The sequence below is a fragment of the Paraburkholderia jirisanensis genome, assembly GCF_054782355.1.
Genome location: NZ_BAAGSQ010000025.1, coordinates 603,230 through 624,340, shown reverse-complemented (window position 1 = coordinate 624,340; position 21,111 = coordinate 603,230). Strand labels below are relative to the sequence as shown.

18 protein-coding genes are annotated in these 21,111 nt (G+C 65.1%); 4 read left to right on the top strand and 14 right to left on the bottom strand.

Annotation, left to right across the window (positions count from 1 at the left end):
- Nucleotides 1-427 precede the first annotated feature (427 nt).
- From ACYVNQ_RS14540 to ACYVNQ_RS14520, 5 genes are all read right to left on the bottom strand, one after another.
- A complete protein-coding gene (locus tag ACYVNQ_RS14540; RefSeq protein WP_460903194.1) occupies nt 428-1,852 on the bottom strand; it encodes an MFS transporter in 1,425 nt (474 codons plus the stop codon).
- 148 nt (nt 1,853-2,000) lie between these two features.
- A complete protein-coding gene (locus ACYVNQ_RS14535) occupies nt 2,001-2,648 on the bottom strand; it encodes a UbiX family flavin prenyltransferase (RefSeq protein ID WP_460903193.1) in 648 nt (215 codons plus the stop codon).
- A 66-nt stretch (nt 2,649-2,714) separates the two neighbouring features.
- Nucleotides 2,715-3,350 carry a CoxG family protein gene (locus ACYVNQ_RS14530; protein WP_460903192.1) on the bottom strand — a complete coding sequence of 212 codons (636 nt, stop codon included), beginning with the start codon at nt 3,348-3,350 and terminating at the stop codon, nt 2,715-2,717.
- A gap of 94 nt (nt 3,351-3,444) precedes the next feature.
- Nucleotides 3,445-4,902, bottom strand: a complete 1,458-nt coding sequence (locus tag ACYVNQ_RS14525) for a UbiD family decarboxylase (protein ID WP_460903191.1) — start codon at nt 4,900-4,902, stop codon at nt 3,445-3,447.
- A gap of 215 nt (nt 4,903-5,117) precedes the next feature.
- Nucleotides 5,118-5,516, bottom strand: coding sequence for a PaaI family thioesterase (locus ACYVNQ_RS14520; protein WP_460903190.1), 399 nt, complete (start codon nt 5,514-5,516; stop codon nt 5,118-5,120).
- Nucleotides 5,517-6,031: 515 nt separating this feature from the next.
- Here ACYVNQ_RS14520 and ACYVNQ_RS14515 point away from each other — a divergent pair.
- On the top strand, nt 6,032-7,027 hold the full coding sequence (locus ACYVNQ_RS14515; RefSeq protein WP_460903189.1) for a LysR substrate-binding domain-containing protein: 996 nt from the start codon (nt 6,032-6,034) through the stop codon (nt 7,025-7,027).
- Complete coding sequence (locus ACYVNQ_RS14510) at nt 7,003-8,655, top strand: class I adenylate-forming enzyme family protein (protein WP_460903188.1); 1,653 nt, start codon at nt 7,003-7,005, stop codon at nt 8,653-8,655. The genes ACYVNQ_RS14515 and ACYVNQ_RS14510 overlap by 25 nt, the downstream gene beginning before the upstream one ends.
- 47 nt (nt 8,656-8,702) lie before the next feature.
- On the opposite strand, the gene ACYVNQ_RS14505 is transcribed toward ACYVNQ_RS14510, so the two are convergent.
- Together ACYVNQ_RS14505 and ACYVNQ_RS14500 are read right to left on the bottom strand one after the other, a co-directional pair.
- The gene (locus ACYVNQ_RS14505) at nt 8,703-10,100 is read right to left on the bottom strand and encodes an FAD-dependent oxidoreductase (protein WP_460903187.1); all 1,398 of its coding nucleotides are present in this window, start codon (nt 10,098-10,100) and stop codon (nt 8,703-8,705) included.
- 148 nt (nt 10,101-10,248) lie between these two features.
- Nucleotides 10,249-11,415: a porin gene (locus ACYVNQ_RS14500; RefSeq protein WP_460903186.1), complete on the bottom strand. Its 1,167-nt coding sequence runs from the start codon at nt 11,413-11,415 to the stop codon at nt 10,249-10,251.
- A 300-nt stretch (nt 11,416-11,715) separates the two neighbouring features.
- On the opposite strand from ACYVNQ_RS14500, the gene ACYVNQ_RS14495 reads away from it, so the two are divergent.
- Nucleotides 11,716-11,919, top strand: a complete 204-nt coding sequence (locus ACYVNQ_RS14495; protein WP_460903185.1) for a hypothetical protein — start codon at nt 11,716-11,718, stop codon at nt 11,917-11,919.
- A 54-nt stretch (nt 11,920-11,973) separates the two neighbouring features.
- Here the strand turns inward: ACYVNQ_RS14495 and ACYVNQ_RS14490 are convergent, their stop codons facing one another.
- The 6 genes from ACYVNQ_RS14490 to ACYVNQ_RS14465 form a co-directional block, all read right to left on the bottom strand.
- Nucleotides 11,974-12,354, bottom strand: a complete 381-nt coding sequence (locus tag ACYVNQ_RS14490; RefSeq protein WP_460903184.1) for a RidA family protein — start codon at nt 12,352-12,354, stop codon at nt 11,974-11,976.
- Nucleotides 12,355-12,356: 2 nt separating this feature from the next.
- Entirely contained in the window at nt 12,357-13,739 is a 1,383-nt protein-coding gene (locus tag ACYVNQ_RS14485) for an MFS transporter (RefSeq protein ID WP_460903183.1), read from the bottom strand.
- Between the two features lie 81 nt (nt 13,740-13,820).
- Nucleotides 13,821-14,318, bottom strand: coding sequence for a (2Fe-2S)-binding protein (locus ACYVNQ_RS14480; RefSeq protein WP_460903182.1), 498 nt, complete (start codon nt 14,316-14,318; stop codon nt 13,821-13,823).
- Nucleotides 14,319-14,322: 4 nt separating this feature from the next.
- Nucleotides 14,323-16,626, bottom strand: a complete 2,304-nt coding sequence (locus tag ACYVNQ_RS14475) for a xanthine dehydrogenase family protein molybdopterin-binding subunit (RefSeq protein WP_460903181.1) — start codon at nt 16,624-16,626, stop codon at nt 14,323-14,325.
- A complete protein-coding gene (locus ACYVNQ_RS14470) occupies nt 16,623-17,516 on the bottom strand; it encodes an FAD binding domain-containing protein (RefSeq protein WP_460903180.1) in 894 nt (297 codons plus the stop codon). Before ACYVNQ_RS14470 ends, ACYVNQ_RS14475 begins: the two co-directional genes overlap by 4 nt.
- Nucleotides 17,517-17,707: 191 nt before the next feature.
- Nucleotides 17,708-18,553, bottom strand: coding sequence for an alpha/beta fold hydrolase (locus ACYVNQ_RS14465; protein WP_460903179.1), 846 nt, complete (start codon nt 18,551-18,553; stop codon nt 17,708-17,710).
- Between the two features lie 441 nt (nt 18,554-18,994).
- On the opposite strand from ACYVNQ_RS14465, the gene ACYVNQ_RS14460 reads away from it, so the two are divergent.
- Nucleotides 18,995-19,885, top strand: coding sequence for an NAD(P)-dependent oxidoreductase (locus ACYVNQ_RS14460; protein ID WP_460903178.1), 891 nt, complete (start codon nt 18,995-18,997; stop codon nt 19,883-19,885).
- A 139-nt stretch (nt 19,886-20,024) separates the two neighbouring features.
- Here ACYVNQ_RS14460 and ACYVNQ_RS14455 read toward each other — a convergent pair whose 3' ends face one another.
- The gene (locus ACYVNQ_RS14455) at nt 20,025-21,005 is read right to left on the bottom strand and encodes a LysR substrate-binding domain-containing protein (RefSeq protein ID WP_460903177.1); all 981 of its coding nucleotides are present in this window, start codon (nt 21,003-21,005) and stop codon (nt 20,025-20,027) included.
- Nucleotides 21,006-21,111 lie beyond the last annotated feature (106 nt).

Below are 21,111 nucleotides of genomic sequence, written 5' to 3'. Positions count from 1 at the left end.
CGGTGTCGGATTTCGCTTATCGCGCGGCGGATTGCGTGGGCGGGGCGGCTTTCGGAACGGCTGCGGCAAACCAGCCGCGATCACCATGCCGAAAGGGACCGCTGCTGCGCGCTTTACGCCGTGCGTGACACCTTTGCATCACAGATTGCATCGTCATGCGGTACCCCGCAAACGGCATTTGTTCATGCGGGGCATGAGCGGATTTCATTCGCCGGGGCGTGCGACGCAAGCCGCGCGCAGGCACTGAGATGTGCAGCCGACGATAGGGCGATGACATACCACGGCAGGCACAAAACGGCGCGGGCGGCGGCGGGCATGCAGGTTTCTCATGCACGTAAACACGTATGCACGCCCGCATAGCGCACATCCGCCCGCTCGCGCGTATAGGCCGCTAAGCCTGCACGCGTCTTCATGTGTTGCGCCCCTTTTAAGGCGCGATTTCCTCAAGGCTGCGTTCGCGCGTCTCGATCATCTTCGTTGCGGTAAGCGCGCCGACCGCGCTGACTGCCGCGAACATCATGAACACCGAAGCGGTACCGCGCGTATGCACGAGCAAGCCCACCAGCGACGGCCCCACCGCAGAAGCGAGCCGCAGCCACGACGTGGCAAGCCCGGTGCTGGTGGCGCGCATGCGGGTCGGGTAAACCTCCGGTGTGTACAGATACAGCACGGCCGCAATCGAACCGATCAGTCCATAAGCGATCGTGCCGACGATCAGCACGCCCCATACGCTGTGCGCGCCGAACAGCGAAAGCCCGGCGAGCAGCACGCCGCCCATGCAGAACGCGGCGACCGCCCAGTTGCGGCGGCCGATGCGGTCGATCGAATACGCGCAGATCAGCAGCAGCGCGACCTGTGCGACATTGGTCATCGACGCGGCGCGCAGCGCCTGTTGCAGCGGCAAGTGGTAGACGGTGCGATAGAGCGTCGGCAGCCAGTTGTTCAGGCTGTTCGCCACGAAGAACGCGCTGGCCCACAGCACCCACACGATCAGCGTGCGCGAGCGATAGAACGGCGCGAGCAGTTCGCGCCAGCCGGCGCGCGATGCGGTGACTTGCGGGCGCTGCTGCGGCGCCCGCACGCCGGGCGCGATGCGGCGCGTGGTGCTCGCTTCCATCGCGCGCACGACGGCTTCTGCTTCGGCGAAGCGCCCCTTGCTGATCAGCCAGCGCGGCGATTCGGGCAGCCGCATCACGAGCAGCGCGATGATGAGCCCCGGTATCGCGCCGATCCAGAACATGATCTGCCAGCCGACCGCGGGCACCAGCCACGCGCCCAACTGGCCGGCCGCCATCAGCCCGACCGGAAAGATCAGTTCGTAAAGCAGAAAGTATTTGCCGCGGCCATGTGCATTCGACAATTCGCTGATGTAGGTCGCCGCCACCGGCATCTCGCCGCCGACGCCGATCCCCTGGATAAAGCGGCATGCGAACAGCAGCGGAAAATTGCCGGCCAGCGCACAGCCGAGACTCATCACCGACATGATGCCGATCGCGGCCGCCGCGCTGCGAATGCGCCCGGTGCGCTCGGCGATCCAGCCGAACAGCAGGGCGCCGATGAACTGGCCGATGTAGCTCGCGCCGATCAACAGGCCGATCTGCAATGGCTCGATGTGCCACAAGCCGATCAGCACCGGCAGCACGAAGGCGATCGACAGCGCGTCGAATGCGTCGAAGAAGGTTGCGCTGCCAACGATGATGCGTGCCTTCGTATGCCAGCGGGAAAACGGTACGCTCTCGATGCGGCGGATCAACGCCGCAGCTTGCGCATCGAGCGTGCTGGCCGGTGCAGTCTCGTCGGGTGCGGCACTGTCGCGGCGCGTTTGCGACGGCAAAGCATTGCTGTCCTGCATCTAGGTCTCCATGATTATTGAATGCCGTGCGCGAATCGGCCAGGGCGATTCGCCCGCACGCTGATGCGCCGCGCGTTTGGCGTCGCTCCTGGCCGCGTCCTTGACTACGCCCTTGGCAGCGTCTTTAGCTGTGTTCTTGACCGCGCCGCTAGCCGAGCTTCGAGTGCCGCTCGTCAGCCGTTTCCGTCATTGCCGCAGCGATGCCCTCCCAGCGGTACACCGTTTCGGTGTCGACATCGAACATGTCGAGCACGCGGCCGACGGTGTGATCGATCATCTCGCGCAGCGATGCAGGGCGTGCATAGAACGCGGGCACCGGCGGATAGACGATCGCGCCCGCCTCGGTGACCGCGGCCATGCTGCGCAAGTGGCCCGCGTGCAGTGGCGTTTCGCGCACCATCAGCACGAGCCGGCGGCGCTCTTTGAGCATCACGTCCGCGGCGCGCGACAGCAGCGAACCAGTGCAGCCGGTAGCGATTTCGGAAAGCGTCTTGATCGAGCACGGCGCGACCACCATGCCGTCGACCCGAAACGATCCGCTCGAAATCGCCGCGCCGATATCGGCGTTCGGATAGAACACATCGGCAAGCGCCTGCACGTCGGCGATGCGCAGATCGGTTTCCTGCGCGAGCGTGACCTGCGCGGAGCGGCTCATCACCAGATGCGATTCGACGTTGGCGGCGCGCAGCAATTCGAGCATGCGTACCCCGTAGATCGCGCCCGACGCGCCGCTGATGCCCACCACGATGCGCCGCCGGCGGCCGCGCACCGTTTTGAATGAACCCTGTTCGTGCATGTCGCTCCTCCTTGTTGTGTGTGGTGCGGCACCACGCATGGCACCGCGCGCGGTGGCGTACTCGGCCTAGTGCATCCGGTACGCCGCGATCGCGGCAACCACCACGACCAGCGCGAGCGCCCACAACCACGTGCGGCCGCTGCCGGACGCACCTGCACGCGCAACTGGGGCAGGGGCCGCCACGCGCGCCGCCGTTGCTGCGTTCGCAGCATCACCTGACGAAGAAGCGGCTGCATCCGCTGGCGGTGCATCCGCTTGCGCGGAACCGGTCAACGCCGTGGTGAAGTGGCCGAAGAAATCCGCCGCCATCTTTTTCGCCACGCCGTCGATCAAGCGCGCACCGACCTGCGCGAGCCGTCCGCCAACCTGTGCATGCGCGTGATAAGTCAGCCGCGTGCCGTCTCCTTCGCTGGCGAGGCCCACTTGCGCGCCGCCTTTGCCGAAACCCGCCGCGCCGCCCGAGCCTTCGAAGCTCAACGAATACGATTCGGGCGCGCGCAGATCGGTGAGCGTCAGCTTGCCGTTGAAGCGGGCCTTGATCGGCCCGACGCTCGCCGCCATTACGACCTTGTAGTGGTTGTCTTCGACCCGTTCGAGGGATTCGCAGCCGGGCACCGAAGCGCGCAGAATCTCGGGATCGTTGAGTGCATCCCACACGCGCTCGCGTGGCAGCGGCAGAAATTGTTCGCCTGTCAGTTCCATCTCAGTCTCCTTGTGCGCAGCGTATGCGCGCGTGCGGCGAGGCACGGCGCGCACACCTGCGGCGCATTGATGTCAGTAAGTCGCGCCGCGCGCTTCAGTCCAGCAGGTGGTGCCACTTCGCACGCACCTTGTCCTGCAGTTCCTTGCTGGCCTCGGCCACTTCAGGGAACTCGCGCAGGTAGTCGTATGGCCGGCACGCGTCGATGATCGCCTTCGAGTTGAATGGCGCCTTGTACGGGTATGCAATCGACATCGGATCGTTTTTCGAGCCCATGCCGCGCTTGATGATGTCGATATCGAGGTCCGGGTCGGTGCGGGTCGCGACGGCCCACATCACTTCCTGCAGGTTCGACGGGTCGATGTCTTCGTCGACGACGATCGTGTAACGCGACATGTACGCGCCCACACCACACTGGTTCAGGATGTGCCCTGCCTGGCGCGCGTGTCCTGCATAGCGCTGGCGGATCGCCACCACGTTGAACATCCGCGCGCCGCCGATCTCGTGCGCCCACACGCCGGCGACGTCGGGCACGCCGGACGCCTGCAGCGCATCGACCAGCAGCGCCGAGCGCATCACGGCCTTCGAATACGAGTAGTCGTTAGGCGGTTTGGCGGGCGGGCTGCCCATGATGATCGGCTGGTTGCGATAGTAGATGCGCTCGATCGTCACCACCGGCGCGGTGGCCGCCTTGCCCGGGTAATAGCCGTGAAACTCGCCGAACGGTCCTTCGATGCGTTCGTCGCCCGGGTGCGCATACCCTTCGATGACGATTTCGGAAGCGCTCGGAAACGGTAGCCCGGTCAGTTGTCCGCGCACCACCGAGACCGGCTGCTTAAGAATCGCGCCGATGTAGTTCAGCTCGCACATGCCGAACGGCACTTCGATGCCCGACACCAGATAGCCGAGCGGATCGCAGCCGATCACGATCGCCACCGGGAACGGCTTGCCGGCCTGCATATGCTTGTCGTACTGGATCGCGCCGTGCTTGCCGGGAATCATGTCGAGGCCGACGTGGTTGCGGTCGTGAATCATCACGCGGTACGTGCCGACGTTGACCCAGTCCGAGTCGAGGTCTTTGGTCACCACCATGCAGCCGGTGCCGATATAGCGGCCGCCATCTTTTTCGTGCCACAGCGGCGACGGAAACGAAAACAGGTCGACGTCGGCACCGCTTTGCTGGTTTTCGAACACCGGTCCGTTATCGACGTACACCGGCTCGTATTCCGGCGCCGCCGCTTGCCACTGGCGCGGCTTGCCGCGCAATGTTTCCACCAGTTCGCGGTGGCTTGCCTGCTTGCCCAGACGCAGGATCGACGACAGCCGTAGCGGGCTCGCGGTACTGCAGGTCAGCACGCGAAAGCCGTGCGGGTAGCCGGGGATGTCGTCGAACAGCAGCGCCGAGGAGTGCGCTTTCTTCACATTGAGCTCGCTGATTGCGCCCAGCTCGAGGTTCCAGTCGGCACCGGGCACGTCCGTCAGTTCGCCGAGTGCGCGGGCTTCGTCTAGCCACGCGCGCAGGTCGAGTGAATGAGCGGTCGGCGGGTTGGTCACGTTGCAATCTCCTTGTTGTCGATGCGTGTTGCGAGAGGGGTGCCGAAAGAGGGGGGTGAGCGTCGCGCTTTACGGGCGCACGGCGGGGCACGCGACGGTGCAACCCAATTTGACGCAACGCGTATCCGTTCGCAAACGACCGTCTTTCATGGCGGGGATGAGGGAAATTCATGCAGCGCGGCAAGCGTATCGCGCAATCGCCCGCTGTGCGAGGCTCACGTGCGGCGGCTCGAATATTTGAAGGTGCCTTGCGCGGTCGCGATCAGCAGCCCCGAATCGACTCGCGCCTCGCCGCGCGCAAAGAAGATCGAACGTCCTTTGCGCTCGACGAAGCCACGCGCGGTGACCGTATCGCCAAGCCCGCGATCGAGAAAATTCAGCGTCAGCGACAGCGTCACGCCGTGAATCTTGCGTGATGGGTCTGCGCTATAGAGGCCTGCGTAGCCGCACGCGGCATCGAGCAGGGTGGCGATCACACCGCCTTGCAGGATCTGCTGGCGATTGAGCAGCGTCGGCTGCACGCGCACCTGGAACTCGGCAAAGCCTTCACGCCATCCGGTGCGCCGGATGCCGAGCGTTTCGAGGAAAGGGTTATCCAGTACGTCGCTATCCAAGTCGTTTCTCCACGCGGGGCGCGTTATGGCGTCACGCCGGCGAACGACAGCGGGAGCGGCGCGCATACGCTTCGCGCGCGTGCCAGTGCAAGCGCACGACGCGCATCGTTCTCGTTGCCGACATGCCGCTGATTTGCTTTGACTTGTGCCATGAGTGGTGTCCGGGCGGTTCCGCAAGCATTCCAGACCATGTCCGGTTGACGGGCGCCATCAGGGTTTTCATCAGGGTGCCCGTTCTGAATTGCGCAAGGGTCGCTGGCAAGAGTGCCAAAGCGCTATACGCGTGCGCAAACTAACTTTTCTCATGCCTGACATGAGAAAGTTTCATTTCCGTGAGTCGCGCGAACAGACCATCATCCAGTACTGAAATTCGCGCTTGTTGCTGCTAGTCGCCGCTTTTTCTGCCCAAGTTTTTTTTGCGCCGCTTCGAAAAGGGCGCGACACATGAAAACGCTGTATGGCGGAGAAAGCTACTACAATGCCTTTCCTGACGAACCTGCTTCGCCTGCCGCCGAATGAGACCGTACATTCCCTCCCTGCAGAGTCTGCTTGCTTTCGAAGCTGCGTCACGACACCTGAGCTTTACGCGTGCAGCGCAGGAACTCGAGCTCACGCAAACCGCTATCAGCCACCAGATCAAAACGCTCGAAGAACGCCTCGGCACCAAGCTGTTCGTCAGGCGGCGCAACGTGCTGACGCTCACGCCTGCGGCACGCGAATATCTCGACTCCGTGCATGAGGCGATCAACCTGCTGTCGATCGCCACCGCACAGGCGCGCAAGAAAAAAACCAAGACCGTGTTGACGGTCACCTGTCTGCCGACTTACGCGGTGAAGTGCCTGATTCCAGCGCTGCCCGATTTTCAGCGCATGTATCCGGACATCACCGTGCACGTGGCCACCAGTTCGACCTTCGACGAGTTCGAGCGCAACAGTTACGACGTCGCGATCCGCTATGGCTCGGGCCGCTGGGCGTCGGTGCGCGCGGACCGTTTGCATCGCGAGGAATTCTTCCCGGTGTGCGCGCCTTCGGTGCTAGAAGAAGCGGGGCCGTTCGAATCGATGGCGCAGGGGCTCGCGCGCTTCCGGCAAATTCGTACGTATTTCTATTCGATGTATCAGGACGACTGGCCCGCATGGCTTGAAGCGGCGGTGCAGGAGCCGGTCGAATTCGCGGGCGAGGCGGTGTTTCATCTGCAGCTCACGTCGCTCGCCGCCGCGGTCGATGGCGTGGGGCTCGCGATCGGCCGCACGCCGCTGGTCGATGCGGATCTGGCAAGCGGAAAACTCGTGCAGCCGTTCGACGTGCGCGTGCCGTCGAGTTCGGCCTACTTCATCACGTCGCCGCACGACAAGGCGAAGTCGAAGAAAGTCGAGCTGTTCCGCGATTGGGCGCTCGAGCATCTGTCCGATCACACGCGCCGCGAAGCCAGCGCCGCGCCGAATGACACGCCGGTCGCGGCGGCGGTCGACCGGCGCATATCTCCATGTCTGACAGCAGCGCTCCGCTAGCCGAACCCGACAGGCCGTACCGGGCTGTCGGCGCGTTGCTCGACGAGTATCGGCAGCGCGCGCCGGACAAGCCTGCGATCGTCGACGTCGAACGCGATGTCGCCATTACGTTCGCACAATTGTCCGACGCAGTGGATGCGGTCGGCAGGCAACTGCTGCAGCGCGGCGCCGGCAAGGGTGCACGCATTCTGCTGGCGGGTGCCGAAGGGCTCGACAAGATCGTGCTGTGGCTGGGCATCTGGCGTATCGGCGCGATCGTGTGTCCGCTCGATGCAAGCTTCGTCGGTGCGGCCGCCGCGGCGCGGCTGCTCGATACGCTCGCGCCTTCGCTGATTTTGCTGCCCGCGCACGCGGATAACAGTGTATTGGCACAGGCGGGCGCGCCGCTGGTGCGCTGCGCGGCGTGGTCCGAGGATAGCGCCGGCAACGCGGGCAACATTGCGGCGGATGCATCGCCCGCTGCACCAGACTCGCACGCGAGCCCCGCGGCGCGGCAAGAAACGTTGCTGCATTTTCGTGTTACCGATACCAGGGGTTTGCCCGCATTGCCGGACACCGGTGCACAAAGCAGCGACGTCGCCGCGATGTGCAGCACCTCGGGCACCACCGGGCATCCCAAGATCGTGGTCTACGATCACGCGTGCTATTGGCTCAACGGGCTCGATACGATCGACATGCTCGCGATCGGCCCCAACGACCGCGCGCTCGAGTACCGCACCTTCGACTGGTATTCCGCGCAGATCCTAAGCCTGATGCCGTTTCTGCAGACCGGCTCGACGCTGTGCGTCGCACGGCGCTTTTCGCGCAGCCGTTTTGCCGACTGGATCGCGCAGCATCGCGTGACGGTGTGCGCGGGTGTGCCTGCGGTGCTGAACCTGCTGCTCGAAGCACCGGTCGACGTAAGCGGCGGGCGGCTTGCGTCGCTGCGGGTGATGACGTGCAGCACCGCGCCGCTGTCGCCGGTGCAATGGACGCGTTTCGAGGAACGCTACGGCATACACGTGTTGAATCTGTATGGCTCGTCGGAGGCTGGCTGGATGTGCGGCAACCGGATGCAACGGCGCAAGATCGGCACGGTCGGCTATCCGGCGCCGCGCGTCGGCTTCGACGTGGTGGACAGCGACGGCACGAGCTGCGGCGTCGACGACGAGGGGCAGGTGCTGGTGAGCGGCCCGAAGCTCGCGCTTGGGCTGCTGCTGGCGGATCAATCGCTCGAGCCGATCCGCGGCCGCGCACTGGCGATGCGCGACATGGCCGCGCGCGATGCCGAAGGCTTCGTGCGTGTCGCGGGGCGCATCGACGATGTGATCATTCGCGGCGGCGTGAAGATCGTGCCGCAGGAAATCGAGGATGTTGTGCTGACCCATCCGGCCGCGCGCGATGCGGCCGCGCTCGGCGTGCCGGATCCGATCTACGGGCAGGAGCCGGTGTGCTTTGTGGTTGCGCAGGCGGGCACTGTGCTGAGCGCGCAGGAAGTGCTGCTGCATTGCCGCGAGCACCTGCCGCGCGAGAAACTGCCCAAACAGGTTTATCTGGTCGATTCGCTGCCGCGCAACGCGCGCGGCAAGGTGTTGCGCGATGCGCTACGGCGCGAGTGGTGGCTGGTGACGCATGCGCAGGGGTTGTAGCGAGTTAGCGCCGCGCTGGCTATAAGCTGGCGACGCTCGCAGACAAATCACGCCGACGCTTGCATCTGCAATTGCGCAATCGTGGTCTGTGCCGCAATGCGCCCGCCTGCGATTGCCGACAGCAGGCCATTGCCTGACAGATATCCCCACACCGCATTGCCCGACACGCCGCGCGCCGCGCCGCCTGCCGCGAGCAGGTTCGGCAGTGGCCCGCCGTCCTCGCGCAGCACACGGCATTGCGCATCGATATCGAGGCCGCCCTGCGTATGAAAGAGCGCACCCGTCACCTTGACCGCGTAATACGGCGCCAGCAGAGGCCGCTCGAACGCGCGGCCATCGGCGGCCCGCGCACCCGGGCGGATTGCCGCGAGGGTTGCGTGCAACGCATCGCCATCGCAGCCGATCAGCGCGGCTAGCCCAGCAAGGTCTGCGCATGTTTTGACCGCGCCAGCCGCTTCAGCTTGCTGGAAGTCCGGAAAGCTGCGCGCCAGCGCCAGCGTTTGCGCATCGAACACGTTCCATGCAAGGCCGTCCGGTTGTGCAAGCACATGGACGGCCGCTTCCGAATAGCCATGCGTTTCGTCATGAAAACGCTGTCCGACGCGATTGATCTGCACGCCGCCATCCATCATCACGGCCCATGAGATCAGCACGCCGTGCGGGACCGCCCATGACCCGTGGCCCTGATAGCCGCCGAGGTCGGCCTGCGCGGCGCGCAACTGGCGCCCCCATAGCAGCGCGCTGCCGTCGTTGCCTTCATGGCCCGCATACACCGCATCCGCCATCTCGGGCAGCAGTTCGCGCCGCAATGCCGGGTTGCCGCCGAAGCCATTGCAGGCAAGCAGCAGCACGTCGCAGCTCAGATACTCGAGTGAACCGTCGGGACGCTCGCCCCCGACCGCGACGATGCGTTCGTCTTCGACCCAGAGCTCGCGCACCAGCGTGCGGGTCAGCAGCGTCGCGTCGCTGGCCTGTACGGCGCGTTCGAGCGCAGCCATCAGCGCGCTGCCGGTGCGCTCGGCGAGGCTATGCATGCGCCGCACGCTGTGGCCCGGGTACAGAAAGCCGTCGAGCACCTCGAACTGGAGGCCATGGCGCGCGAGCGCATCGATAGCCGCACCGGCAGCCTGGGTGTAGGCCTCGACGAGGTGGGTTGCGGCGGTGCCGTCGGTCTTGCCGACGATGTCGGCGGCGAAGCGGGCTGGACTATCGTCGATACCTGCGGCGCGCTGCGCGGCGCTGCCCGCAGCCGGAATGAAGCCGGAAGAAAGCGCGGTCGAGCCGCCCGGTACCGCATCGCGTTCGAGCAGCACGCAATCGACGCCGGCATCCTGCAGCGTCAATGCGGCGGTCAGGCCGCACGCGCCTGCGCCGACGATCACGACGCTGGCATGCACAGCTTCAGGCGTAGGTGGTCGCCCCTGTTTGACTAGCGGTTCGCTCATGCGGGAGCCCGTCCGGTTGGTGTGTGGGGGTGCAGGAGAACAACGTATGAGCACATTCTGGAAGTGTCGCAATGTCGGGTCAATGGCACAAATGCGTGCGCGAAATGTTCCATCGGCAACGGTGGGCTAGTGGCTCGATGCAAGCGCATTAGAACTTGTGCCTCAAGCCGATGTAGTAGCTCATCTGATTGTCCTTGCCGTTCAGCTTCACGCCCGAGCCGCCGGTAAAATTGGTGGTGGTCGTGCCGAACAGCCCCGACCAGCCGCCGTCGACCTTGTCGTAGGCAGCCGCGAAGTAGATGTCGGTGAGTTTCGACAGGAAGTAGTCGAGCACGCCGTATGCGGTTTGCCGCTTGCCGCTGAAGTTGCTGGCCGACGTGTTGTCGTGCATGTACGCGGCAATCACCTGCCATGCCGGCGACAGGAAATAACTCGCGCCCAGCGTAAAGAACTGGTCGCGGCGCGGTGCCGAGAACACCGAGCCGATCCCGGCCACCGTGGTCGGCGTGGCGGCGGTGCTCATGTTCGTGATCGACGCGGAATCGCGACCCCCGTTGGTCGCATCGAAGCCCGCATCGCGCTCGCTTTGCAGAAAGTCGGCATGCAGCTTGACCGGACCTACCGTCAGTTTGGTGCCGAGCGACCACGTGCGTGCCGTGCGATTTTGCGAGTCGTGGGTCTGCTGTATTTGCGCGGTGAACAGGTTGCCGTACTGCTCGTACGACATGCCGCCCGAAGCCGACGAACGCCCGGTGCTCTGTCCGGCGATGCCGCCGAATGCGTATTGCAGATTGACGCCGAAATGTCCAAATTGCTTCGTCCAGGTGAGCGCATTGTCGTAACGCTGACCGGTCAGAAACACCAGCCACGAGTTGGTGGGCGGCGCGCCGATAAAGATCGGATCGACCAGCGAGATCGCCACCACGGCGCCCGTGTACTGCCGCCCTAAAGAGACATCGCCCCATCGGCCCTGCAAGCCGACGAACGCTTGCCGGCCGAACAGCTGGCCTTGCTGGTCGAACGTGCCGGCCTGCGAGTTGAAGCCGTTCTCGAGCGTGAAGTGCGCCTTGATGCCGCCGCCGAGATCTTCGACACCTTGCAGTCCGAAGCGGCTTGCCGACAGAAAGCCCTCGCCGGACTGATTGAGCGACACCACGCGGCCGCCGCTCGGGTTTGCGTGATTCTGCGTCACCACGGCGGCCTCGACGACACCGTATAACGTGACGCTCGATTGCGCGCGAACGGATGGGGCGCAGATGGCGAGCAGACAGGCGGCGCAGGTGGAGGCGAGGGTGTGGAGCGGGCGATGGGTCATGGATTGGGCCACTGGTTCGAAAAAATCGAAGAAAAACGAATCCCGCTGCGCGGCGCGCTGCCGGCTGCAAAGGCCGGCAAAACGCGCAAGCGCACAGGTCCGCAACGCTCGCGTAGGCGGGCGCCGGCTGGCGTGATCTGAATTGGAGTCGGGTGCTACGCGATGCGCGGAACCTGACAGGATGACGAACTACTCGCGCTGGATGCGATGCGTCGCGAAGAGCGGCATGATTTGGGGAAACGAAGTTGGCGTGGCTCCAACTTTAGGAACGCAATTATGTATCGTCAATGGAACAAATGAATGACGATGTTGTTCTATCGGGGGGATTTGATGGGGATTCATGCGCGCTGGGTGCCGCGCATCGATTCTGGCGAGCCAGCTGAACTCGCCTCGAGCGGTGAGCCGCGCGGCGGCGGGAGAAGCGCCGCCGGCTGGCGATGGGTGTTGTGTCGAGGGTGTGTTTCAGCGCTTCAGAGTTTCAGCGTTTCTGAACGCGGCTGCTGAATTCTCTGCTAGCCGCTGCTAGCCGCTGCTAGCCGCTCAGGTCGCTTAAGTCGCTTAAGCCGCGCTTGCGCACGCCACCATCTGCAACTCGACCAGAAACCCATGATGCAGATGCGGCACCGGCACCACCGCGCGCGCGGGACGATGCTCGCCGAAGTACTCCGCGTAGATGCGGTTGAATTCCGGCCAATAGTCGATACCGACGATATACGCGGTGCACTGCACGACGTCGCCCGGCTTGCAGCCCGCGGCGGCCAGCACGTTTTCGCAATGACGCAGCGTGGCACGCACCTGGCGCTCGAAGTTGTCGGGGCCGTCGGTCGCGACGCCCGGCCCGGGCAGCATGCCCGACACGAACGTGAAGCCGTTGGCGCGTACTGCCTGCGAGTAGTGGCCGCCGGGCGTCGGTGCCTGCGTTGTCGAAATGAATTCCATGGTCAAAGCATCTCCGGGAGAGGTTTGCCGCGCGTCTCGGGCAGGAACGGCACGAGCGCGAGGCCAAGCAGATAAATGAAGCCGACTGTCACCGCCGCATGACCATAGCCGCCGAAGCGCGCGATCAGCGTACCGGCGACGAGCGGCCCGGTCCATGCGAGAAAGCGGGGTACGTTGAAGCAGAATGCGATCGCGGTGCCGCGCACGTGTGTCGGGTACAGTTCGGGCAGCCACGTCGGCATCCACGTGTACTGGCCGAGGCTGAAAAAGCCGGTCACGCAGGCTACAGCCAGCAGCGGCAAGACGCTGTGTGTCCAGATGAATAACACGGGCGTGAGCACGAATGCCATCGCGAAGAAAAGAAAGGTTACGCGCTTGCGCCCATACGCGTCTGCCAGAAAGCCCAGGCCAATATAACCGGCGATCGCGCCGACGTTATACGCCATGCCCGCATAACTGGCCCACGTGGCGGCGGGCAGACCGGCGCGCGCTGCCACTGCGCCGACGTACGGCGGCACCCACGTCGAAATGCCCCACCAGCCGAGCGTGGTGGTCAGCGACATCACCACCGCGATCATCGTGCGGCGCCGCAACTCAGGCACCGCGAACAGATCCACCAGCGTGAAGCGTGCAAGCGCCGCGTCGCGGCCTTCGAGCACGGTGCCGGCGCGCCGTTTCGCGCGGGTCTCGCGGCGCTCGTTCGCGACGCGCTGCCATTGCTCCGATTCCGGAATGCCGGCGCGCATCCACAGCGTAGCCAGCCCGGGCAACACGCCAACCAGGTACATGTAGCGCCACGCATGCTGCCCGGTGCCGCTCATGAACAGCCACACCAGCGATGCGACGAAAAAGCCGGTGCCGAGGCCGCATTGCATCAGCCCGGCGCCTTTGCCGCGATGGCGGCTCGGCCACATCTCGGCGGTCATCGCGGTGCCGGTGGCCCATTCGGAACCCATCGCGAGTCCGACTACGAAGCGCAGCACCGCGAACGAGGTCCAGTCCCACGCAAACGCCGATAGCCCGGTGGTCAGCGAGTACGCGAGAATCGCGACGATCATCATCCGCTTGCGGCCGATGTAGTCGGTCAGCACGCCGCCGATCAAACCGCCGATGCCCCAGCCGAGCAGCGTCAATGCGATCACCAGGCCCGCATAGAACGGAATCTGCGCGTGCAGCGCAGGGTCGAGCAACTGGCTGAGCGCGACGCCGACGGTCAGGATCAGGGCGTAGGTTTCATAGCCGTCGAAGAACCAGCCGAGGTTCGATGCGGCGAGGGCGGTCCATTGCTGGCGGTCGAGCGAGCGGTACCACGGCATGGATGCGTCCGCGGCATGCGGTGTGCCATCGGCGCCGCGCGTGCGCGGGCCGTCTGCGGGCTGATGCATCAGCTTGTCTCCTGCGTTGTTATCGTGGGCGGCGCGGCACCAGGGCCGCGCGGGCGTCGTTCCGGAAGCGCGCGCCGGGCACTACGCGTGTGCTTCCTTGCGCCTGCGTGCCGCCAGTTTCACCGCTTCGATAATCTCGGGATAAGCCGCGCAGCGGCACAGGTTGCCGGCCAGGTAGTGGCGGATTTCCGCTTCGGTCGGGTCGGGGTTCTCCTCGAGCAACTGACGGCTCATCAGGATGAACCCCGACGTACAGAACCCGCACTGGAATGCCCCGCATTCGATAAAGGCCTGCTGCACCGGATCGAGCTGGCCGTTCGCATCGAGATGTTCGATGGTGGTGACGGTGCCGCCGTCGGCCATGGCCGCCAGATACAGGCAACCCGAGATGGTCTCGCCGTTCACCAGCACCGTACAGCAGCCGCACAGGCCTTGCCCGCAGCTTTCGCGGGCGCCGTACAGCGCGAACTGGCCGCGCAGCACGTCGAGAATCGTCTGGTGCGGCTCGATCAGCGCGGTGACGGGTTCGCCGTTCAGCTCGAACTGGATCTTCATCGCGGTTTCGCTCATCGCGTTCATCGTGTCACTCCTCGGACAACGGTTCGTTGTTCGCGGCGCATAGCGCGCGAAACACAGCTTCTGGCGTCAGCGGCAGCGATTTGAGGCGCACGCCGCACGCGTCTTCAATGGCTTCGGCAATCGCGGATGCCACCCCGAAGGTCGAGCTCTCGCCGACGCCTTTCGCGCCGAACGGTCCGTTCTTCTGGTACGACTCGACGATCTCGCGGCCGATCGTGTGCGGGATATCGTGAATGCCGGGAATCTTGTACTCGGCAAACGACGCATTGCGCAGCTGGCCCACATCGTCGAATTCCATGCGCTCGTAAATCGCGGTGCCGAGCTGCATGATCGCGGCGCCCGAAATCTGCGTATCGACCACTTTCGGATTGATCGCCGTGCCGCAATCCACCACGTTTTCGAAGCGGATCAGCTTGAAGTGGCCGGTTTCGATATCGACTTCCACTTCGACGCCGCACGCGCCGACCATCCAGTTCGGCGTGATGTTTTCCGACTGGCCGGTCTGGTAGTTCGGCGACTGGTAGCTCGGAATAAAGCTGCCGATGCCGACGATATTGCCCGCCTGCATCCCGTACTTGCGGCGCAGCAGGTCGCCGGCGCGCGCCGGTTGATCCGCGGGCACGCCGAGTTCGTCGGCGAGTTCGCGCAGCTTCTTGCGCGCGTCTTCGGCGGCCAGACGCACCGCGTGGCCCATATGGAAGGTCGAACGCGAGCCGAGTGTCGCCATGTCGTACGGCGTCACGTCGGTGTCGGGGCGCACGACCTTGATCAGCTCGGCTGGAATGTCGAGCACGTCACCGGCTACCAGCGCGATCGCGGTATCGGATGCCTGGCCCATGTCGACCGTGCTCGAATAGACGGTGCAGCTGCCGTCCGCCGACAGGCTGACCATCGCCATCGACGTGGTCGGCGCGACCAGCGCCTTGAAACCGATGCCGATGCCGCGCCCGCGGCGCAGCGTGCCGCTGCCGCGCCCGAACGGCTCTTCCCACTTCATCCGCTTGGCGACGCGTTCGAGTACCAGCTCGAGCGCCGCATCGTGCATCACGGTACCGGTTGCATGCGCGCGGCCTTCACGCAACAGATTGCGACGCCGGAACTCGACCGGGTCGATCTGCAACGCGCGCGAGATCATGTCGGCGTGGCTCTCGTAAGCCCACACCATCTGCGGAATGCCGAAGCCGCGGAATGCGCCTGCCGGCGGCAGGTTCGTGTACACCTGGTACGAATCGATCGACACGTGGTCGATGTCGTACGGCCCCGATGCGGTGAAGCCCGATTTCTGCGTGACGCGCGGGCCGATATCGCCATATGCGCCGCCGTTCCACCACACTTCGCATTTGCGCGCGGTGATGCGGCCGTCGGCGGATACGCCGGTTTTCATGCGGAAGGTGGTTGCGTGCTTGGTGATCGTGAAGAACTGCTCTTCCATCGTCAGCGACACTTTGACCGGCCGGCGTGCGAGCAGCGCGCCGGCGGTGACGAGCGCCTCGAGCTTGATGTACAGCTTCGCGCCGAAGCCGCCGCCGAGCAGCGCGGATTTCACGCGCACGCGGTTTTCCGGCCAGCCGAGCAGCCGCGCAATCTCGATGCGCACGAACGACGGGCTTTGCGACGCGGTGTGAATCGTCATCGTGCCTTCGCCGGGTTCGGCAATCGACACCATCGGCTCGAGCGGCGTGTGCATCACCTGCTGGGTCGTGAAGGTGTCTTCGAACACGTGCGCGGCCGCCGCGAAGGCGGCATCGACGTCGCCGCGGCGCAGCTGGAAATCGAGTGCGATGTTGGTGCCCTTGCGGCCGGCCAGATGCTTGAGGTCGGGGAACGTGCCGGCCGGGCGCAGCACTTCGTGCACCAGCACCTTGTCGGATTGCGCGGCTTCGACCTCGTTGAACACGGCCGGCAGCTCTTCGTAGTCGACCATGATCAGGTGGGTCGCTTCCTCGGCGACGTGCGGGTCTTCGGCCAGCACCAGCGCAACCGGCTCGCCGACATAACGCACTTTCTCGACGGCGAGAATCGGCTGGTCGTGAAACGCCGGCCCGTAGTACGGCTCGGGAATCACGCGCATCACGTCTGCGGCGGTGTACACCGCGAACACGCCGGGCAACGCGCGCGCCGCGCTGGTATCGATGCCCAGCAGGCGGCCGTGCGCGACGGTGCTGCGTGCCACCTTGCCGTACAGCATGCGCGGCAGCACCAGGTTGTGAATATATTCGGCGCGCCCGGTGACTTTCGAGCGCGCCTCGAGGCGGGTCAGTGACCGGCCGACCTGCCTTGTCGGCTGTGCGGTATCGTCGTTGCTCATGAATGGTCCTTATGGCGCGTTCCTGCAGCCGAGGCAGCGACGGCCGTGCGGACCGCGCGCCCGAGATAAACGGTCAGCAGATGTTTTTTATAGCTCGCCGAGCCGTGCGGGTCGCCGACGATCTCGAGTTGCGCGGCGCCGGCTTCGCCCGCGCGGCGCAGCAGCGCGTTGTCGTCGAGCGTCGCGCCGCGCAGTTCCTGTTCAGCGGCCGTGAGGCGCGTCGGCTTGTCGGTGGCGGCGCCGACGATCACGCTGGCTTGTCTGATCTGCGCGCCCTGCATGTCGAGTACGACGGCCACGCCGAGCGCCGGCCAGTCGTGCGCGGCGCGCGTGGTGACCTTCATATAGGCGGCTGGGCGGCCCGCCTGCGGCGGCACGATGATCTTCGAGATCAGCTCGTCGCGCGCCAGCACGGTTTCGTAGTAGCCGGTGCACAGCTGCTCGACCGGCAGCGTGCGTTCGCCGTGCGGGCCGGTCACCACCACGCTCGCGTGGAGCGCGGACAGCACCGGCGGCATGTCCATATGCGGGTCGGCGTGCGCGAGATTGCCGCCGAGCGTCGCGACGTTACGCACCCGCACGTTCGACAAGGTGCGCAGCGTGCGCGCGAGCAGCGGCCAGCCTTCCTTGATCAGCGATGCATGCTCGAGCGTCGACAGGCGCGTCATGCCGCCGATGTGCAGATCGCCATTCGCGCCGACCGATAGTTGCGCATGCACCGGTTCGATTGCGCGCAGGCTGACGAGCCGCGTCGGACGCAGCACGCCGGCCTTCATCATCAGCATCACCGCGGTGCCGCCGCCGACCGGCCGGATATCCGGGTCTTCTGGGTCGAGCAGCCCAATCGCTTCCTTTAGCGAGCGGGGCGTGGCGAGTTCAAACGGTGCCATCCGGAGCACTCCTGGTAATGGGCTTGAAAGCGGGGCTTTAAGCGGCGCTTCAAAGCGCGGCTCTAAAGCAGGGCTTCAATGCGACGCTTCAAAACGGATTTCAATGCGGGTTTGGCTGCAGCCGTGCCGGCAAGCGCCGCGATCAACTGCGTACGTTGCACGTTGCACGGCGGCATGACCGATTGCCTTGTTTATTGCGCGGCGCCGCAACGCTCGAGCAGTTGCAGCAGTTCGCGGGAAATGATGTCCGGCGTTTCGAGCGGCGTCAGATGGCGCGCCGCCGGGATCACCGTCAGCGTCGAACCGGCGATGCCTTCGTGCAGTGCCTGCGACATCGCGGGCGGCGCCGCATAGTCTTCTTCACCGACGACGATCGCCACCGGCACCTTCACGTTCTGCATCAGCGCGCGGCCGTCGAACGCGCCGAGCATCCGGCCGGTTGCCGCGAACGCGTGCACTTCGTTGCGCAGGAACGTATCGATGCAGCGCTGCAGGACGTCCTTGTGCTCCGCGCGGAACGCGTCGCTGAACCAGCGGGTGGCCTGAAAATCGACCAGCGTCGCAAGGCCTTCCTTCTCGGCCTTGCTGGCGCGCACGTTCCAGTCGTGCGGCGCGGTTTCGCCGTACCACGCGGTGGTGTCGATCAGGCCGGCGGCGCGCGTGAGTTCCGGGTACGAACCGGCGAACTGCAGCGACACGCAGCCGCCCATCGAAGCGCCGGCGATCAGCACGCCGCCGAAGTCGAGCTTTTCGACCACGTCGCGCACGTCCTGCGCAAAGCTTTCGATCGTGTAAGGGCCGGCCGGCTTGTCCGACGTGCCATGACCGCGCGCGTCGAGCGCCAGCACCGATGCGTGCGGCGCGAGCTGCGCGATGACGGGATGCCAGAAGTGGCGGTCCATCGCGAGCGAATGGATCAGCACGACGCGCGCCTTGCGCGCCGGGTTGCGGTGCAGCGTGTAGCCAATGCGCGTGCCGTCGCGCACGGCCACATGTGAGGACACGACGTTATCGGTGGAATTCGGCTGGTTGGTCATCGGGTAATGCTCCGCAGGATCGTGAGACGCAGGGGGATTAAGCGGATATTGCAAGCGCACCGGAAGTGCGGCAAACGACGATCTTTCATAGGTTGCATGAAAAAGTTTCATGCGATCTGCGCGTGCTGCCGCAAGGCGCGGCGGCGGGTCGGCGACGCTGGCGAGGGGCCCCGCGCGCGGCTTGCAAAGATTGCGTAAAGGTATGAAGCGGGCACGAAGCGGGCACGAAGCGGGAACGAGCGGCGAAACCCCGGCGAACCCCTCGCGATAAACAGAACAGATGGCTTCGGATGGCGATTCGCGTACCTGCGGCAAGCGTGCGGCTTCTAGAATCGTCAGGCTGGAAAAGTAATCTGAGGCGCTTTTTCGCGCATTTTCCCCGTATCGTCCCTATCGGAACAACGGTTGCCGCCGCGCGGCGACCGTGCAAGTGGAGCACGCATGGCAAGCATCGAGAACGTAGCGCTGATCGGCTTCGGTGAAGCGGGCGGCATACTGGGCACCGCGCTGGCGGCCAAGGGCGTGCAGGTTGCGATGTACGACCGGCTGCTCGACGACGCGCAACAGGCGCACGCGATGCGCGACAAGGCGCAGAAGGCCGGCGTGCGCGCGGCACCGGACCTCGCGCAGGCGCTGGCCGGCGCGCAACTGATCGTGTCGGCGGTGACGGCCGCCTCCGACGTCGAAGTGGCGGAAGCCGCGAGCCGTTGCATCGTTCGCGGCCAGACCTATCTGGACATCAACTCGGTGTCGCCGCATACGAAGCAGCATGGCCAGCAATGCATCGAAGCGGCGGGCGGCCATTACGTCGAATCCGCGGTGATGGCGCCGGTGCCGCCGTACGGGCTCAAGGTGCCGATGCTGCTCGGCGGCAGCACCGCTGAAGCGCTCGCACCGCAGCTGCAGGCGCTCGGCTTCAATGCGCGTGCGGTGTCGCCGAAGGTCGGCGTCGCGTCGGCAGCGAAGATGTGCCGTAGCGTGATGATCAAGGGGATCGAAGCGTTATCGGTGGAGTGCCTGTCGGCGGCGCGGCGCTACGGCGCAGAAGAGATCGTGCTTGCATCGCTGAAAGAAACCTTCAGCAAGATGCAGAACGATACGGACGTGCCCGGCTATCTGATCAGCCGGGTGGCCGAGCACGGGCGCCGGCGCGCGGAGGAAATGCGCGAAGTCGCGCAGACGCTGCGCGATGCGCAGCTCGAGCCGCTGATGAGCGAAGCGTGCGCGCAGCTGCAGGATGGCGTGGTCGATGCGATGCAGGCGCGCGGCATCCGTTATGAAGAGGTGGTGCCGTTTGCGTGGCGCGACTTTGTGGATCTGCTCGCGCGCTGACAGGCTGCGACGCATGCACAACGGCGATGGCGCTACACAGGCCGCCGCTGTTCTTTTCACGCGCCTTGCACGGCGGCCACGCGCATTGAGTGCCTTGCGTGCATTGAGTGCGTCGAATGCGTCGAATGCGTCGGGTTCATCAAACGCTCACGCCGTTCCTGCGCTGGCGTTCCGAACGATACAGCGGAAACAGCTCGCTTTCGATCATGGCCATCGCCTGCGTGGCCAGTTGCGATACCGGATGCTGGCTGCTGGTGGCGATCGTCAGACGGCTCAGCAGCGTGGGGCGCACGATACGCGCGATCGAAAATTTGCGCTGCAGCGGATCGCTGGCGGCCGCATTGAGCGGCAGCACCGCGTAGCCGTAGCCCTCGCACACCAGATCGAGAATCGACGGAACCGCGTCGACCTCCAGCGCGATGGTCAGCTTTGCGCCGACCTCGGCCGCGCGCGCTTCAACGACGCTGCGCATCGAATGCATGCGGCCCGGAATCACCAGCGGGTAGCGCGTGATCTCGTTCAGGCGGATGCGCGGCAGCGTCTTGAGATCGCGGGTTGCGTCGCGATTACCCTCAGCGCTGCCGGTCTCGTGCACGCCATCCGCGCCGGCCATGCCGATCAGAAACAGTTCTTCTTCGAACACCGGCCGCTTTTCGATCAGCTGCGTGCCGGGCGTGTCGTACATCACGGCGGCGTCGATGCGGCCCATCATCAGCCATTCGGTCAAGTAAGTAGACAGGCCCTCGGCCACCGAAATGGTCGCGTCGGGAAAGCGCAGCCGGAAGCGCCGCACCAGTTCCGGCGTGATGACTTTCGCGAAACTGGGCGCGAGCCCCACGCTGAAATGCCCGCTGACCACGCCGCGCAACTTCTGCAAGTCGTGCCGCGCGCGTTCGGCCTGCTGCAGCATGCCCTTCGCGTGGCCGAGCATCACCTGGCCGGCGTCCGTCGCGGTAACGCCGCGACCGTGCCGATGCAGCAGCGTCTGCCGCAACTCCACTTCGAGCTGCCGCACGAGCCGGCTCAAGGTGGGCTGGTTGGTATCGAGGATGGTGGCCGCACGCGAAAAGCTGCCCAGTTCGACGACGTGCACAAACGCTTCCAGCTGCTTCAGTTCCATACTGCCGTCCTATTCACTTTCCGTATAGCAGGTAGTCCGATATGCCGATTGTATCGATCGCGGCAAATCGGGACAATCATTGTCGACCGATGGCTCCGGCCGCCCG

What these genes read in the sequence shown, in the direction of transcription:
- ACYVNQ_RS14540 (WP_460903194.1), bottom strand. Translation starts at nt 1,852, where the DNA reads ATGCAGGACAGCAATGCTTTGCCGTCGCAAACGCGCCGCGACAGTGCC.
- ACYVNQ_RS14535 (WP_460903193.1), bottom strand. Translation starts at nt 2,648, where the DNA reads ATGCACGAACAGGGTTCATTCAAAACGGTGCGCGGCCGCCGGCGGCGC.
- ACYVNQ_RS14530 (WP_460903192.1), bottom strand. Translation starts at nt 3,350, where the DNA reads ATGGAACTGACAGGCGAACAATTTCTGCCGCTGCCACGCGAGCGCGTG.
- ACYVNQ_RS14515 (WP_460903189.1), top strand. Translation starts at nt 6,032, where the DNA reads ATGAGACCGTACATTCCCTCCCTGCAGAGTCTGCTTGCTTTCGAAGCT.
- ACYVNQ_RS14510 (WP_460903188.1), top strand. Translation starts at nt 7,003, where the DNA reads ATGTCTGACAGCAGCGCTCCGCTAGCCGAACCCGACAGGCCGTACCGG.
- ACYVNQ_RS14505 (WP_460903187.1), bottom strand. Translation starts at nt 10,100, where the DNA reads ATGAGCGAACCGCTAGTCAAACAGGGGCGACCACCTACGCCTGAAGCT.
- ACYVNQ_RS14500 (WP_460903186.1), bottom strand. Translation starts at nt 11,415, where the DNA reads ATGACCCATCGCCCGCTCCACACCCTCGCCTCCACCTGCGCCGCCTGT.
- ACYVNQ_RS14495 (WP_460903185.1), top strand. Translation starts at nt 11,716, where the DNA reads ATGACGATGTTGTTCTATCGGGGGGATTTGATGGGGATTCATGCGCGC.
- ACYVNQ_RS14490 (WP_460903184.1), bottom strand. Translation starts at nt 12,354, where the DNA reads ATGGAATTCATTTCGACAACGCAGGCACCGACGCCCGGCGGCCACTAC.
- ACYVNQ_RS14485 (WP_460903183.1), bottom strand. Translation starts at nt 13,739, where the DNA reads ATGCATCAGCCCGCAGACGGCCCGCGCACGCGCGGCGCCGATGGCACA.
- ACYVNQ_RS14480 (WP_460903182.1), bottom strand. Translation starts at nt 14,318, where the DNA reads ATGAACGCGATGAGCGAAACCGCGATGAAGATCCAGTTCGAGCTGAAC.
- ACYVNQ_RS14475 (WP_460903181.1), bottom strand. Translation starts at nt 16,626, where the DNA reads ATGAGCAACGACGATACCGCACAGCCGACAAGGCAGGTCGGCCGGTCA.
- ACYVNQ_RS14470 (WP_460903180.1), bottom strand. Translation starts at nt 17,516, where the DNA reads ATGGCACCGTTTGAACTCGCCACGCCCCGCTCGCTAAAGGAAGCGATT.
- ACYVNQ_RS14465 (WP_460903179.1), bottom strand. Translation starts at nt 18,553, where the DNA reads ATGACCAACCAGCCGAATTCCACCGATAACGTCGTGTCCTCACATGTG.
- ACYVNQ_RS14460 (WP_460903178.1), top strand. Translation starts at nt 18,995, where the DNA reads ATGGCAAGCATCGAGAACGTAGCGCTGATCGGCTTCGGTGAAGCGGGC.
- ACYVNQ_RS14455 (WP_460903177.1), bottom strand. Translation starts at nt 21,005, where the DNA reads ATGGAACTGAAGCAGCTGGAAGCGTTTGTGCACGTCGTCGAACTGGGC.